The 15107-nt window shown below is 65.1% G+C and carries 11 protein-coding genes and 2 pseudogenes; 8 read left to right on the forward strand and 5 right to left on the reverse strand.

Annotation, left to right across the window (positions count from 1 at the left end; translation table 11 throughout):
• Window positions 1–14: 14 nt before the first annotated feature.
• The 3 genes from HK436_RS19550 to HK436_RS19555 all read right to left on the reverse strand — a co-directional run bounded on the left by HK436_RS19550 (window position 15) and on the right by HK436_RS19555 (window position 3630).
• Window positions 15–2303, reverse strand: a complete 2289-nt coding sequence (locus HK436_RS19550) for an acyl-CoA dehydrogenase (RefSeq protein WP_173192410.1) — start codon at window positions 2301–2303, stop codon at window positions 15–17.
• A gap of 80 nt (window positions 2304–2383) precedes the next feature.
• On the reverse strand, window positions 2384–2764 hold the full coding sequence (locus HK436_RS31565) for a M20/M25/M40 family metallo-hydrolase (RefSeq protein WP_376769198.1): 381 nt from the start codon (window positions 2762–2764) through the stop codon (window positions 2384–2386).
• Window positions 2671–3630: a hydantoinase/carbamoylase family amidase gene (locus HK436_RS19555; protein ID WP_312860642.1), complete on the reverse strand. Its 960-nt coding sequence runs from the start codon at window positions 3628–3630 to the stop codon at window positions 2671–2673. Before HK436_RS19555 ends, HK436_RS31565 begins: the two co-directional genes overlap by 94 nt.
• A gap of 139 nt (window positions 3631–3769) precedes the next feature.
• Between HK436_RS19555 and HK436_RS19560 the strand changes: the two are divergent.
• From HK436_RS19560 to HK436_RS19580, 5 genes and pseudogenes are all read left to right on the forward strand, one after another.
• A pseudogene (locus tag HK436_RS19560) lies at window positions 3770–5325 on the forward strand (ABC transporter substrate-binding protein).
• Window positions 5326–5547: 222 nt separating this feature from the next.
• Complete coding sequence (locus tag HK436_RS19565) at window positions 5548–6495, forward strand: ABC transporter permease (protein ID WP_173192412.1); 948 nt, start codon at window positions 5548–5550, stop codon at window positions 6493–6495.
• Window positions 6492–8438: a dipeptide/oligopeptide/nickel ABC transporter permease/ATP-binding protein gene (locus HK436_RS19570; protein WP_173192414.1), complete on the forward strand. Its 1947-nt coding sequence runs from the start codon at window positions 6492–6494 to the stop codon at window positions 8436–8438. The genes HK436_RS19565 and HK436_RS19570 overlap by 4 nt, the downstream gene beginning before the upstream one ends.
• Window positions 8431–9438, forward strand: coding sequence for an ABC transporter ATP-binding protein (locus HK436_RS19575; RefSeq protein ID WP_173192423.1), 1008 nt, complete (start codon window positions 8431–8433; stop codon window positions 9436–9438). The genes HK436_RS19570 and HK436_RS19575 overlap by 8 nt, the downstream gene beginning before the upstream one ends.
• A 13-nt stretch (window positions 9439–9451) precedes the next feature.
• A pseudogene (locus tag HK436_RS19580) lies at window positions 9452–10221 on the forward strand (FadR/GntR family transcriptional regulator).
• Window positions 10222–10227: 6 nt separating this feature from the next.
• On the opposite strand, the gene kduD reads toward HK436_RS19580, so the two are convergent.
• Both kduD and HK436_RS19590 read right to left on the reverse strand, forming a co-directional pair.
• Window positions 10228–10995, reverse strand: coding sequence for a 2-dehydro-3-deoxy-D-gluconate 5-dehydrogenase KduD (kduD, locus tag HK436_RS19585; protein ID WP_173192425.1), 768 nt, complete (start codon window positions 10993–10995; stop codon window positions 10228–10230).
• A gap of 70 nt (window positions 10996–11065) precedes the next feature.
• Window positions 11066–11971: a helix-turn-helix domain-containing protein gene (locus HK436_RS19590; RefSeq protein WP_312860643.1), complete on the reverse strand. Its 906-nt coding sequence runs from the start codon at window positions 11969–11971 to the stop codon at window positions 11066–11068.
• 206 nt (window positions 11972–12177) lie between these two features.
• Here HK436_RS19590 and HK436_RS19595 point away from each other — a divergent pair, with 206 nt between their 5' ends.
• The 3 genes from HK436_RS19595 (at window position 12178) to HK436_RS19605 (ending at window position 15045) form a co-directional block, all read left to right on the forward strand.
• Window positions 12178–13200, forward strand: a complete 1023-nt coding sequence (locus HK436_RS19595; protein ID WP_173192427.1) for a TRAP transporter substrate-binding protein — start codon at window positions 12178–12180, stop codon at window positions 13198–13200.
• Window positions 13201–13262: 62 nt separating this feature from the next.
• The gene (locus tag HK436_RS19600; protein ID WP_173192429.1) at window positions 13263–13757 is read left to right on the forward strand and encodes a TRAP transporter small permease; all 495 of its coding nucleotides are present in this window, start codon (window positions 13263–13265) and stop codon (window positions 13755–13757) included.
• 4 nt (window positions 13758–13761) lie between these two features.
• Window positions 13762–15045: a TRAP transporter large permease gene (locus tag HK436_RS19605; RefSeq protein WP_173192431.1), complete on the forward strand. Its 1284-nt coding sequence runs from the start codon at window positions 13762–13764 to the stop codon at window positions 15043–15045.
• Window positions 15046–15107: the final 62 nt, after the last annotated feature.

The raw sequence follows: 15107 nt of genomic DNA on the forward strand, positions 1-15107 counted from the left end.
CGAAGGGCCGAAGGCTATTCGGCCGCGAGCCGCCGCGGCTTTGCCGCACGCGTCCGCTTCGGCGCCGGATTTCGATGCTGGTCGGCCAGCGGCGAGACATCCTCCATCGGCCACGCATCCACGGCCACGACGCGCTGAACCAGTTCGGCGGCCGCAGCCAGCCGCCCGAACTCCGCCGCGTCGATGACGCCGCGCTCGCGCGCTTCCTCGGGGTCGCGGATTTCGGCAGCCCGCATCTTCTTTTCGATCGGCTCCACGTCCATCACCGCCTGGAAGGCATGCTCCAGATCCTTGAGGGCATGGGTCTCGCGGCCTTCGCCGAGATAGAGGTTCGGCGTCAGGCGATCACGCTGCTCCGATGGCGCCATCAGCGTCTCGGCGACCTTGTCCGTCAACCTGTCGGACGGCGCGCGATAGGAAATGCCGAACGGGAACGCAACGATGCGCGTCACCCACGCGGCCCAGCGCGCCGGCAGATTGTCGAGCACGCCGTCGAACGCCGCGCAGATGCGCTCCTCGCCATTCACCATGATGTAGTCGACGATGGGGCGGTCGATCTTCTGCCGGCCCTCGTCTTCGTAACGCTTCAGCACCGCGCCCAGCAGGTAGAGTTCGGACAGGATGTCGCCGAGCCGCGCCGAGATCAGTTCCTTGCGCTTCAGCGCGCCGCCCATCGTGAGCAGCGCCAGATCGGAGATCAACGCGAACGCCGAGGCATAGCGCGACAGCCGCTGCCAGTGGTGGGGCATGCCCACATCCTTCGGCGACGGTGCAAACAGCGCGCCCGACCAACCGCGCAGGAAGGCGCGCCCGGCATTGGCGATCGAATGCCCCGCATGCGCCCAGAAGCTGCGGTCGAAAGCGTCGAGGCCCTTGTCCTTGTCGGCTTGCGAAAGCGCCTCCAGTTCCTTCAGCATATAAGGATGCGAGCGGATCGCGCCCTGGCCGAAGATCATCAGATTGCGGGTGAGGATGTTCGCGCCTTCGACCGTAATGCCGATGGGCACGGACCGATATTGCCCGCCCATATAGTTGCGCGGGCCGTCTATGATCGCCTTGCCGCCATGGATGTCCATCGCCTTTTCGATCGACTCCCGCATGCGCTCGGTGGCGTGATATTTCATTATTGCCGAGATCACCGACGGCTTCTCGCCCCGGTCGAGCGCGGCAACCGTCAGCCGCCGCGCCGCATCGATCAGGTAGGCGTTAGCAGCAAGGTCGGCGAGATGCCGGCGGATGCCCTCGAACATGCCGATCGGGACGTTGAACTGGCGTCGCACGCGCGCATAGGCGCCGGTCGCCCGCGCGCACATTGCCGCCGAGGCCGCGGACTGCGAGGGCAGCGAAATCCCGCGCCCCGCCGCCAGCGCCGTCATCAGCATCTTCCAGCCCTGCCCGACCTGTTCCTGGCCGCCGAGGATCCAGTCGAGCGGGATGAAGACGTCCTTGCCGTAGAGCGGACCGTTCTGGAAATGGGTGAACTGCGGGATATGGCGCTCGCCATGGCTCACGCCCGGCGTCGCTGTCGGCAGTAGGGCAACGGTGATGCCGCGCTCTTTCTCGCCACCCAGGAGCCCGTCCGGATCGAAGAGCTTGAAGGCCAGTCCCATCACGGTCGCGACCGGACCCAGCGTGATGTAACGCTTGTGGAAATTCAGGCGGATGCCGAGCACCTTCCGGCCCTCGTGCTTGCCATATTCCACGACGCCGCTGTCGGTCATTGCGGCCGCGTCCGAACCCGCATCCTCCGACGTCAGTCCGAAGCATGGAATCTCGGAGCCGTCGGCCAGCCTTGGCAGCCAGTGGTCCTTCTGCGCCTCGGTGCCAAAATGCATCAGCAGTTCGCCCGGCCCGAGCGAATTCGGCACCATGACGGTGACGCCGGCCACCACGCTTGCCGACGAGATGGTCCGCACCACCTCGGAATGCATCGTGTTGGAGAAGCCGAGCCCGCCATATTTCTCCGGGATGATCATGCCGAAGAACTTGTTCTTGCGCATGAAATCCCAGACCTCCGGCGGCAGGTCGCGGTCCTGCCAGGCGATCTTCCAGTCGTCGATCATGGAACAGAGTTCGCGCACCGGGCCGTCCATGAACGCCTGTTCGCGCGCCGAGAGTGCGGCGGGCGGCATGTCCAGCAGCTTCTGCCAGTCCGGGTTGCCGGTGAAAAGTTCGCCGTCCCACCAGACGGTACCGGCGTCGATCGCTTCGCGCTCGGTGTTGGAAATCGGTGGCAGCACGCCGCCGGCCCAACGGAAAATTGGCCGGGTCAGATAGTCCCTGCGGAATTCTCGGATACCCATGTCGCTCCCTTCGCTTGGTTTGCCAATGCGGAAACCGCCCGAAAGTTCCCGCGCGGCGGCCTAACGCTGCCTCGATGCGATCATTCGCACGCCAGTCGAACGGCGGCGGCCAGCATCACCCGCGCCCCAGCCACTGCCGCATCCCACTCGGTCCACTCGTCCGGCGCATGGCTTACCCCGCCTCGGCTGGGCACGAAAATGAGGCCCGCCGGCGCCAGCGCCTGCATGGTCTGGGCGTCGTGCCCCGCACCCGAGGGCATCACCACGGACGGCAATGCCAGAGCCTCCGCCTCCCTGCGCAGAAGCCCTGCAAGTCCCGCATCGAGCATGACCGGTTCGATGCGGCTGCGTTCTACAATCTCGTTTGTTAGCCCGTGACGCTCCGACACCGCCGCGATGAGATCGCGCAGACCCGCGCACAGCCGGCCCATCGCAACGCTTTCCGCATCCCGAACGATGATTGAGAATAGCGCCTCCCCGGAATCGTATGCGGGAAGTTCGGGCTCAGTTCCACCTTGCCGATGGTGATGCGCGACTGTTCCGTCCCCTGCGCTGAAATGAGACCGGGTATTCCGGTCGCAATCTCGGCCAACCCGGCAAAAGCGTCGGCGCGCATGTCCATCGGCGTAGTGCCGGAGTGGTTGGCAACGCCGCGCAGCGTCACGCCGAGATGTACAACACCCGAAACGCGGTCGGCGATGCCGACGGGAATCGACGCCCGCTCGAGCACCGGCCCCTGCTCGACATGCAGTTCCAGAAACGCCCTGACCGAATTCGCCGGCCGCGCCGACGCCATAACGCCAGCCGGGTCGAGGTTGTGGCTCGCCAACGCTTCGGTGAGACGCACGCCGTCGGCATCGGCCGCTGTCTCAAGCCATTCCTGCGTCGTCAGCCCGGCCAGCGCCTGCGAGCCCAGCATGCCGCCGAAGCGACCCTCCTCCTCGCTGGTGGCCACCACCTCGATGGGGTGGACGAGCGGCACCTTCGCATCGCGCATCGCAAGCGCGCATTCGAGCGCGACGGCAACCCCGAGCGCGCCATCGAACGCCCCTCCGGATGGCACCGTGTCAAGGTGCGAGCCCAGCATCACGCAAGGCGCGCCTTCCCGCCCCAGCCGCCCGGACACGTTCGCCGCGCCATCCATCGACACACGAAGCCCCTCCCCCTGCATACGTGCGGCAAACCAGCGACGGACGGCCATGTCCTCGGCCGAAAGCCCCGGGCGATTCCAGCCCGCCTTGTCCGGCACGCGCCCGAAATCGTTGAGCGCGTCGAAGATAGCCTTCATCCGCCGGCCGTCGATTTCCGCCCGTCTTTCGCCTGCCACCGGATCCTCCCTTGCTTCGCGCCGCACTTTCCACCGCTTCGACGGCTGCAGTTAATTTATATGTATAAATCATTGCCTGCCGCAAATTATAGTGATTAATTATCGCAATAACGCAGCGGAACGACGAACGGAGATACTCATGAGACGCGTACTTGCCGCCTTGGCGGCCGCATGCGCATTGGCGATCGCGCCAGCCGCCTTCGCCCAGACACCGCCCAATGTGATCGTGGTCGGACAGATCGCCGAGCCGCAGTCGCTCGACCCGCACGCTGTGACGGCGGTCAACGACTTCCGCATCCTCGTGAACGTCTATGACGGCCTTGTGCGTTTCGCCGACGGCTCACTCGAAGTAGAGCCGTCACTTGCAGAGAGCTGGGAGATCTCCGAAGACGGGCTCACCTACATCTTCAAGCTTCGCGAAGGCGTCACCTTCCATGACGGCACGCCCTTCAACGCCGAGGCGGTGAAGTTCAACTTCGAACGCATGCTCGACGAGGAGCATCCCTTCCACGACACCGGCCCCTTCCCGCTGGCCTTCTTCTTCTCGGCGGTCGATGAGGTGACGGCGGTTGACGACACGACGGTCGAGTTCAAGCTGAACGAGCCGTTCGCGCCGTTCCTTCCAACCTCGCCTACCCGACCGGCCTGATCGTCTCGCCGGCTGCCGTCGAGGCAAGCGGCAAGGATTACGGGCGCAACCCGGTCGGTACCGGCGCCTACAAATTCGAGGAATGGCAGGGCAATCAGCGCGTTGTCGTGACCCGCAACGAGGATTACTGGGACGGCGCCCCGACGCCGGAAGCCATCGTCTTCCGTCCGATCACTGATGCCAACACCCGCGTTGCCGAGATGCTGTCGGGCGGGCTCGACATCATGGTCGAGGTGCCGCCGGATTCGGTCGCCCAGTTCCGCGACGCGCCCGATTTCCAGGTGCATGAGCAGGCCGGCCCGCACGTCTGGTTCCTCATCCTCAACATGAAGGAAGGCCCCTTCGCGGAGAAGGCCGTGCGTCAGGCGGCCAACTACGCGATCAACAAGGAATCACTCGTCACCGACGTGTTGCAGGGAACCGCGGAGGTCGCGGCAGGCCCGACCCCGCCGGCCTTCGCCTGGGCCTATAACGAGGAGGTGCAGCCCTACCCGTACGATCCAGACAAGGCGCGCGAACTGCTTGCCGAGGCCGGCTATGACGGCGAGGAGATTACCTTCTACGTCACCGAGGGCGGCTCCGGCATGCTCGATCCGGTCGCCATGGGCACCGCCATCCAGGCCGATCTGGCCGCCGTGGGCATGAACGTCAAGATCGAGACTTATGAGTGGAATACCTTCCTCGGCCAGGTGAATCCCGGCCTCGAAGGTAAGGCCGACATGGCCGAGATGGCGTGGATGACCAACGATCCCGACACCCTGCCCTTCCTGACGCTGCGCACGGCTGCCTTCCCGTCGGAAGGCGGCTTCAACTCCGGCTACTACTCCAACGTGGAGGTCGACGAACTGCTCAATCAGGCTCGCGTTTCGACCGAACCGGAGGAGCGTGCGACGCTCTACAAGCAGATGCAGGAGATCGTGCACGAGGATGCCCCTTGGGTGTTCGTGGCAAACTGGGTGCAGGGCGCGGTCACGACGGCCAATATCGAAGGCTTCAGCCTGCAGCCGTCGTTCTTCCTGATGCTTCAGGACGTGTCGAAGAACTGAGGGCCGGGGGCATACTTGATGGACCAGCGCCCCTTCGCCCCCCTCTGTCCTGCCGGACATCTCCCCACACGGGGGAGATTGGCAGCTTCCATGCTGTCGCTCTTGCCGCAGACGGTTTGCGAAAGCGGGGAGGAAAGCCGATCTCCCCCCTTGTGGGGGAGATGTCTGGCAGGACAGAGGGGGCAACGTAGGGCGTCGGTCCGTCCATGAGGAATACCCCTCATGATTGCCTACATCGCAAAGAGGCTTCTTGCCGCGATACCCGTCCTGTTCGGGCTCACGCTGATCGTGTTCCTGATCATGGCGCTGATCCCCGGTGACCCGGCGACGGCTATTCTCGGCAATTTCGCCACGCCTGAAAACGTCGCCCGGCTCAACGCGCAGCTCGGTCTCGACAAGCCCCTGCCCCAGCGATACCTGATCTGGCTCGGCAACCTGTTCCAGGGCGATCTCGGACGCTCCTTCGCGCTCAACCGGCCCGTGCTCGACGAAGTGCTGGAGCGTTTCCAGGCAACCCTCATACTCGCGGGCGCCGCACTCCTGCTCTGTTCGATCTTCGGTCTGCTGGCCGGCATCGTCTCGGCTGTGCGCCAGTTCGGCTGGGCAGATCGCATCGTCACACTGCTGGTGCTGATCGGCATATCCACCCCCTCCTTCTTCCTCGGCCTGCTCCTGATCCTGTTCTTCGCGGTCGACCTGCGCTGGTTCCCGGCCAGCGGCATGTACGCGATCTACGGCGGCGGCGACCTGCCGGACCTGCTCTACCACCTCGTCATGCCGGCAGTGACGCTGGCGGCGGTCGCCACCGGCGTCATCGCGAGGCTCACCCGAACCGCCATGCTCGAGGTGCTGCGGCAGGATTATATCCGCACCGCCCGCGCCAAGGGGCTGAGCGAGCGCCGCGTCATCTACCGGCACGCCTTCAAGGCAGCTCTGGTCAGCGTCATCCCGGTCATCGGCATACAGGCTGGCTTCGTGCTCGGTGGCGCGGTCTATATCGAGACGGTCTTCCAGTGGCCGGGCATCGGCGCCATGCTGGTCAACGCCATCTCAACCCGCGACATCCTGCTGGTGCAGGGCGGCGTGCTGGTGGTCGCCGCCAGCTACGTGCTGTTCAACCTTGCAGCCGACGTCATTCAGTCGACGCTCGATCCGAGGTTGAGGCGATGAGCGCAACCATCGAAACCGCAAAATCAGCGCGCCGGTCGGGTCGGCCCGACGCCATTCGCCTGATGCTCAACAACAGGCTGGCGACGGCCGGTCTGGTCATCCTCGCATTCATGGCAGCACTGGCGCTGCTTGCACCGCTGCTGCCGCTTGCCGATCCCGATGCGACAGCGCCTGCGCAGCGGCTGCTGCGCCCGTTCGCCGAAGGTCACCTGCTCGGCACCGATGCGCTCGGCCGCGACATCCTCTCCCGCATCGTCTGGGGCCTGCGCGTCAGCCTCGCCGTCGGCATTTCGGCAACGCTGATTGCCGCCTTCTTCGGCTCGCTGATCGGCCTCGTCGCCGGCTACACGGGCGGCCGCACCGATACGCTGCTGATGCGCGGCATCGACATGCTGATGGCCTTCCCCTACATCCTGCTTGCGCTGGCCATCGTCGCCGTACTGGGGCCGGGCCTCATCAACGCGCTTTATGCCATTGCCGCCGTCAACATCCCGTTCTTCGCCCGCAACATACGTGGCGTCACGCTTGGCCTCGCCCGGCGCGAATTCGTCGATGCGGCGCGGCTTTCCGGCAAATCGCACACGCGCATCCTGACCTCCGAAATCCTGCCCAACGTCATGCCGGTCATCGTCGTGACAATGTCGACCACCGTCGGCTGGATGATCCTCGAAACCGCCGGCCTCTCCTTCCTCGGGCTCGGCGCACAGCCACCGCAGGCCGATCTCGGCTCGATGCTGGGCGACGGTCGGCGCGTGCTTTTCAACGCCCCGCACGTCGCGCTGATGCCCGGCATCGCCATCTTCCTGCTGGTGATGAGCATCAACCTCCTGGGCGACGGCATTCGCGACGTGCTCGATCCGCGGTTGAAATCCGGCGCGCTGACGCGTCCCGTCGCGCGCACCGCCATCGAGCTTCCGGCCGGCGAAACCCACGCCGACGCGGTTCCCGGCGCAGTGCTCGATGTCGCGGGACTGAAGACCCAGTTCCAGATCGGTTCGAAGACGCTTCACGCCGTCGGCGGAGTCGACCTGATGCTCGGCGAGACGGAATGCCTCGGCCTCGTTGGCGAATCCGGCTCCGGCAAGTCGGTCACGGCGATGTCAATCATGGGCCTCGTGCCCACCCCGCCGGGCCGTATCGCCGGCGGCGCCATCCGCCTGAAGGGTGAGGACCTGCTTGCAGCTTCCGACGCGCGTATCCGGCAATTGCGCGGCGGCGCGGTCTCCCACGTCTTCCAGGACCCGCTCTCGACGCTGCACCCACTGTTCACGGTCGGCGACCAGATCATCGAGGCGATCCGCGCCCACCAGCCGCTCGGCCATGCGCAGGCGCGCGAACGGGCGAAGGAGTTGCTGGCGCTGGTGCGCATTCCCAACCCGGAACAGCGGCTCGACGCCTGGCCGCACGAGCTGTCGGGCGGCATGCGGCAGCGTGTCTGCATCGCCATGGCGCTTGCAAACGACGCCGAACTTCTGATCGTCGACGAGCCGACGACCGCCCTCGACGTCACCGTGCAGGCGCAGATCCTCGCGCTGATGAACAAGCTCCGCCACGAGAAACAGGCGTCGATCCTGTTCATCACCCACGATTTCGGCGTGGTCTCGGCACTCTGCGACCGGGTGGCGGTGATGTATGCGGGCCGCATCGTGGAAACCGGCACGACGGAACAGGTGCTGGAGAGCCCCGCCCACCCCTACACGCGCAAGCTGATCGACTGCGTGCCCGTGCTGGGCGCGCCCGAACGCCGGCTGGATGCGATCGAGGGCCTGCCGCCTTCCGTCGACGACCTGCCGGAAGGCTGCGCATTCGCACAGCGCTGCCCGCGCGTACAACCCGAATGCCGGCGCGGTGAGATCGCGCTCGATCCGCTGGGCGATGGCCGTGCCGCGCGCTGCCTGTTCCCGCTGGCGAATGACGACGAAAGGCCCGCGACCGATGCCTGACGACACCGCCGCACTGATCGAGATCGACTCCGTCGAGCGTGTCTTCGGCGGCGGCCGCACGCTGTTCGGCGGGCACAAGCCCGGCGTCCACGCCATCCAGCAGGTCTCCCTGGAGGTCCGCCCCGGCGAGACGCTTGGCATCGTCGGCGAATCCGGTTGCGGGAAGTCGACGCTGGCGCGCATGCTGGTCGGGCTCGACAAGCCGACCGGCGGCGCGATCCGCTTCAAGGGCGAGGACGTAGCCGATGCTGCCCGAAAGGATTTCGGCACGCTGGCGCGGCGCATCCAGTACGTGTTCCAGGATCCCGTCTCGTCGCTCAATCCGCGCAAGACGATCCGCGCGATCCTGGAAGCGCCTCTCATCCATCTCCTCGGCCTCGGCGGCAGCGAGCGCCGGCAGCGGCTTGCCGAGCTGATGGACGCGGTCAATTTGCGCCCCGAATTCCTCGAACGCTATCCGCACGAATTCTCCGGCGGTCAGGCCCAGCGCATCGGCATTGCGCGTGCGCTTGCGGCAAGCCCCGAACTGATCGTGCTCGACGAGCCGGTCTCCGCGCTCGACGTTTCCGTGCAGGCGCAGGTGCTCAACCTGCTCGACGACCTGAAAGCGCGTTTCGGCCTGACTTACGTCTTCATCAGCCACGACCTGTCGGTGGTCGAAAGCGTCAGCGACCGTGTCGCGGTGATGTATTTCGGCCGTCTCGCCGAGATCGGCCCGTCGAAGGCCATCTTCGCCGATCCGCGTCACCACTATACGAGGCTGCTGCTCGATTCGGTGCCGGTGCCCGGCCGTCCGGTGCTGGCGCCTGAGGACGGCAATGCGGAGCTGCCCGATCCTTACGATCCGCCGCCGGGCTGCGCCTTTGCCGCGCGCTGCCCCGCCGCCGACGACCTGTGCCGCACGAAGCGCCCCTCGCTGGAGGAAGGCGCGGTGGACAAGGAGCACCTCGCCGCTTGCTTCCACCCGCCGCTCCTGACAGGAGAGAAACGGGCAGGCTGATGGGCGACAAGGGATGACGACGGGAAACACGCCGCTGGTGGTGACGCCGCCGAAACGGCGCAAGCGCTCGGATATGCTCGCGGCGCGCATCCGCGACCTGATCTCCCAGCGAGGCCTGTCCCCGGCGACCGCATCCCGCAGGAATGGCTGGCCGAAGAGGAGATGAAAGCCTCCAAGGGCACCGTCCGCGAGGCGATGAAGGCGCTGGAAACCCAGGGCCTCATCAAGACGCGCACCGGTCCCGGCGGGGGCGCCTTCGTCACCGCCCTGTCGGGCGAGCAGGCGATGGACCTGCTCAGCAACCTCTTCCTCTTCAACCAGCCGGGCATCGCCGACATCTATGCGCTACGCAAGCTTCTGGAGCCCGAACTGGCCGCAAGCCTTGCCGGCAAGCTCGACGAGCAGGGCAGCGCGGCCCTTCAGACGACGATCAGGCTCTACGAAAACGAGCCGAAGACGGCCGAGGAGGAATTCCGCCAGCGGATCGCCGAACTCGACTTCCACTCGGTCCTCGCCAGCCTCGCCGAGAACCAGTTGCTCGGCTTCGTCTGCGTGTTCCTACAGACGCTGCTGCGCGATTTGACCGAGTGCCGCGCGATCTACGCCGAGCCGAACCCGCAGCTCCGCGAGACCGCACTCAACTATCAGGTGCGCACAATCCGCCTGCTCAAGGCAGGCGATGCCGAAGGTGCGCGGCGGCTGATGCGCGAGCACATGGAAGACGCCGAGCGCTATATGCTGGAACGCGCCCGCATCCGCAGCCAGGCTTCACGAGAAAGCTGATAGCGCCTAGCGCGCCAGCCAGCCGCCATCGACCGGCAGGACCGCGCCGTGGATATAGTCGGAAGCATTCGAGGCGAGAAACACCGCCGCGCCGCCCAGATCTTCCCCCTTGCCCCACCGTCCAGCCGGAATTCGCTTGAGAATCTCGGTGTTTCGCTCCGAATCCTCGCGCAGCGCCCGCGTATTGTTGGTCTCGATATAGCCGGGGGCGATGGCGTTCACGTTGATGCCGCGCGCCGCCCACTCATTGGCAAGCAGCCGCGTCAGGCCGGCAAGGCCGCTCTTTGCGGCGGTGTACGATGCGATCCTGATACCACCCTGAAACGACAGCAGCGACGCGATGTTGATGATCTTGGCCGGCGCGTTCTCCGCAAGCGCGCCCGCCGCGAAGGCCTGGCAGAGGAAGAAGACAGACTTGAGATTGACGTCCATGACGGCATCCCAGTCTTCCTCGGTGAAGTCCACCGCGTCCGCGCGCCGGATGATGCCGGCATTGTTGACCAGTATGTCGGGCCGACCGCATTCCTCGGTAACGCGCGGCATCAGCCCACGTACCGCCTTCATGTCCGAGAGATCGGCCTTGATCGCCGCAAAGCGTCCGCCCTTGCCCTCGATCAGCGCCGCCGTGTCGTCCATGGCCGAACGGCCCACGCCAACAACAGAAGCGCCGGCATTTGCCAGCGCGGCAGCGATCGCCTGCCCTATGCCGGTGTTCGCGCCGGTCACCAGCGCCGTCTTGCCTGAAAGATCGAAGGGAGATGCGTGCACGGTCATGCCTTCCTGTGGTGTCGGAAGGCCGTAACAGACCACGGCTCGGGCGTCTGCGTCCATCCCCTGCGCGGTGCTAACGGATCGCGTATTTGTCGATCACGGTTTGCAGGTAGGCGGCGGCTTCCGCCCCCTTAAGAGCATCGCCCCACAGCCGCGCGGCGATCTCCTCGTGCAGCGACATCGCCTCCGGCGCGGAGGTTATCAGCGCCACGCCGAGCCGCACATTCGGCTGCTCTCCCAGCCGAAACGGGCTGATTGCTAGAACCGAGCGGTCCGCCTGGCGGAATATCTGGAAACTCGTCGCCGGCACCTGCTCGCGCACGATGCCGATCTGGATGCCGATCGGCTGGTCGTTCAGCATCGAGAGGATGTATTCGGCCTCGTTGCGCGCCGCGCGCCTGCGCTCGTCCACGGTCGCTGCCGGCAGGTCGTGCCGTCCCACCATGCCGTGCATCAGGAAACGTTCCAGATCGGCCGACGAGATCAGGCTTACGATCAGCGGCCGGCGCAACCGGAAGGCGGCCTTGCGTTCGCGCAGGATTTCGACGAGCGCGTCCACCGCCCGGGCCGACGTCCCGTCGGGATCGACACCCTCGGGGATCGACTCCTTCAAAACGGTCTTCAGCACCGTGTCATACCCGTCGGAGGTCAGCAGATAGGAGACCGGGCTGAACAGCCCGATGATCTGCTGGCATTCCTCCTCGAGCTGGCGCATCCGCTCGAAGAACGCCGTCGACGTGCTGACATATTCCACACCGACGCCCATCAGGCTCGGCAGCGAAACGCCGAGTTCGCCGGCGATGTTGGTCAGCGTGTCGATCTTGCGGATTTCGCCCTTTTCGGCGCGATAGAGCGCCGCGCGCGACATGTGGAGCTTTTCGGCCAGGGCATCCGGGGTAAGGCCCTTCCCCATGCGATGAGCACGCAGGCGTGCGCCGATGTCGCGGAAGCTGATTGCGTCTTGGTCCGAACTGCTCACATTCTCTCCCGCGCGGGCTCCAGAAGCGGCCCCGTTATCCGGCGACCGACGCATGATTGTCAATGAAACCTCTCATATCCGCCACTTCGGATCAATTATTGGACGCATCTTAAATTCGTCTCATTTTTGAGAATTGCGATTGACAGCCAATCCGCCCCTCCATTACCGTCCATTCTTTCTTGGCCCCAAAAATAAGAGGTGGAACAGTGAACAGGGTAGTCAGCAGGCTCAAGGCAATCGCATTGTCGACCGTTATCGGTCTTTCTGCCGCGTCGGCGGCATGGTCGGCGGATTTCGTCGCCAAGATCGGCCATCTGGAATCCGCGCAGCAGTCGCGTCACGTGATGCTCGAGAAGGTCGCGGCCCTCGTGGCCGAGCGCACCGACGGCGCCGTCGAGTTCCAGATTTTCCCGCAAGGGCAGCTCGGCCAGCAGCGCGAGATGACCGAAGGCGTCCAGCTCGGCACGCTTGAGGCAACCGTCGCGCCGGCCGCCTTCCTCGGCGGCTTCAACCCGCTGGTGTCGATCCTCGACATCCCCTTCCTTCTGCCGGACGACGCAGAAGCCGCGCAGAAGATCCGCGGTGGCGCCTTCGGCAAGGCCTTATGCGATTCCTTCTCCACCCGTGGCGTCGTCTGCCTGACCTTGTGGCCGAACGGCAAGAAGCACTTCACCTCCAGCAAGCCGCTGGCCGCCATCGACGATTTCGCCGGCCAGAAGTTCCGCGTGATGGATTCCAACATCCTGATCGAGCAGTTCAACGCGCTCGGCGCCTCGGCAATAGCGCTGCCCTTCGGCGAGCTCTACACCGCGCTGCAGACCGGCGTGGTCGATGCGCAGGAAAACCCGCTCGATACCATCCAGCGCATGAAGTACTACGAGGTCCAGAAGCATCTCGTGGTTTCGGACCACGGCGCGATGGAAGATGTCGTGCTGTTCAACCCGGCGTTCTGGAACGGTCTTCCTGAAGAGCACCGCACCGTCATCACCGAGGCCTTCCAGGAAGTCATTCCCGAGCTCATCGCCCACAAGGCCGAGGCCGTTAAGGCGGCGCTCGCCGAAATCGAGGCGTCGGGCATCGACATCCGCGAGATGACTGCCGAGGAAAAGCAGGCCTTCCGCGAGAAGATGTACCCCGCCACGCGCGAGGCCTTCCTCAGCCGCACCGGCGATGAGGGCAAGGCGCTTATCGAGGTCTACGAGCGCGAATACGAAGCCGTAGCGCAGTAAGAACCGATGCGCGGCGCCCGCTTCGATAGCGGCGCCGCGCCCCGATCTTCGAGGAACCGGCCATGAAGGCGCTTTCCATTTTGCGGGCCGCCGAGCGGATTGCCATTGTCGCGATCTTTCTCATCATGGTCGCGCTGTACTTCCTCAATGTCGTGGGACGCCAGTTCGGCGGCTCGATGGCCTCCAACCTCGCCTGGATCGAGGAGGCCGTCCGCCTGATGAGCCTGTTCCTCGTCTTCCTCGCCATCGGGCTCGCGCTGGAAAAGGGCCGCCATGTCGGCGTCCACACATGGCGCGACCGCATCGCCGCGAAGACGCACCTTCCGGTACGCCGCATCATCGACGCGGTGGGCGTGATCTTCAGCCTCTATCTCGCCTGGCTTGGATACCAGATGACCATCTTCGTCCACTCCATGGGCCAGATCAGCCCAACGCTGAACATGCCGATCTTCTGGATGTACCTGGCACCGACCGCCGGCTTCATCCTGCTGGCGCTACGCTACGGGCTCAGCTTCTTCGGCCTGATCGACCGCTATTCGGCGCAGGACAAGGAGTAGACGCATGTTGCTCGCTATCGTCGTAGCCACTGCCGTAATCCTTCTCGTCCTCGGCTTCGAGATGCTGCTGGTGCTTGGCGTGCCGGCGCTCATGGTCAAGGAGTTCTTCTACGGCACCCTGCCCGACCCGGTCGCGGTGCAGAAGATCGTGGGCGGCATCAACCATTCCACCCTGCTGGCGATCCCCTTCTTCATCCTCGCCGCCGAACTGATGGGTGGAGGCCAGATTTCCGCCCGCCTTACAGGCATGGCGAGCGCGTTCCTCGGACATTTCCGTGGCGGCCCCGGCTACACCACCATCGGCGGCTCGCTCGCCTTCGGCTCGGTGTCGGGCTCCGCTCCCGCAACGGTCGCCGCCATGGGACGCATGGTTTATCCCGACCTGCGCGCCAAGGGGTTCAGCGACAAGTTCAGCCTCGGGCTCATCGCCTCGGCCGCCGAGACATCGCTGCTGCTGCCACCGTCCATCACCCTCATCATCTATGGCTGGATGACGGGAACGTCGGTGGCCAAGCTTTTCATCGCCGGCATCGTGCCCGGCCTTGTCCTTGCGCTGTCGTTCGCGATCCTCGTAGCCATCGAGGCGCGCAGGAATGGCATCGAAGGAGGAGAGCGCACGAGCTGGCACGAGAGATTGAGGGCGGTATCGCGTGCCACGTGGGCGCTGGGCATGCCCCTCATCATCCTCGGCGGCATTTACACCGGCTATTTCACGCCCACCGAGGCAGCGGCCGTCAGCGTGGTCTACGCGATCTTCGTCGAGACCGTCATCTTCCGCAGCCTCAACCTGCGCAAGCTCATCGACATCACCGAGCGCGCAGCCCTGTCCACGGCCATCATCTTCATCCTGCTCGCGCTTGGCGGCCTGCTGTCCTACTTCGTCACACTCGCTCAGGTGCCGAGCCACATCCTCACCTTCATCGAAACCGTCAACGCCGGCCCGATCGTCTTCCTCGTCATCATCAACGTCGTGTTCCTGGTCGTCGGCATGTTCGTCGATCCCAACTCGGCGTTGCTGATCCTCGTGCCGCCGCTCTACCCGGTCGCCATGGCGCTCGGCATCGATCCCGTACACTTCGGCGTCATCGTCACGCTCAACATCACGATCGGCATGATCACGCCGCCATTCGGCCTCGACCTTTTCGTCGCCGCCTCGACGCTGTCCAAGCCGGTCATGGTCATAATATCGGGTATCGGGCCGTTCATCGCCGCCAACCTCGCGACGCTGCTGGTCATCACCTATGTGCCGCCGGTCTCCACCTTCCTGCCCAACCTGCTGGTCGGCTGACGGGGAGATGACGATGCTGCATGCCGAAAAACGATTCCGCAGATTCCATCGGTTTTCGAGCG

Source organism: Neoaquamicrobium sediminum, assembly GCF_013240295.1.
In the GTDB taxonomy this organism is placed as follows: domain Bacteria; phylum Pseudomonadota; class Alphaproteobacteria; order Rhizobiales; family Rhizobiaceae; genus Aerobium; species Aerobium sediminum.

Coding starts and splice junctions, on each gene's coding strand:
- kduD (WP_173192425.1), bottom strand. CDS start 10,995: ATGACCGTGCACGCATCTCCCTTCGATCTTTCAGGCAAGACGGCGCTG.
- HK436_RS19600 (WP_173192429.1), top strand. CDS start 13,263: ATGAAGGCGCTTTCCATTTTGCGGGCCGCCGAGCGGATTGCCATTGTC.
- HK436_RS19605 (WP_173192431.1), top strand. CDS start 13,762: ATGTTGCTCGCTATCGTCGTAGCCACTGCCGTAATCCTTCTCGTCCTC.
- HK436_RS19570 (WP_173192414.1), top strand. CDS start 6,492: ATGAGCGCAACCATCGAAACCGCAAAATCAGCGCGCCGGTCGGGTCGG.
- HK436_RS19550 (WP_173192410.1), bottom strand. CDS start 2,303: ATGGGTATCCGAGAATTCCGCAGGGACTATCTGACCCGGCCAATTTTC.
- HK436_RS19565 (WP_173192412.1), top strand. CDS start 5,548: ATGATTGCCTACATCGCAAAGAGGCTTCTTGCCGCGATACCCGTCCTG.
- HK436_RS19575 (WP_173192423.1), top strand. CDS start 8,431: ATGCCTGACGACACCGCCGCACTGATCGAGATCGACTCCGTCGAGCGT.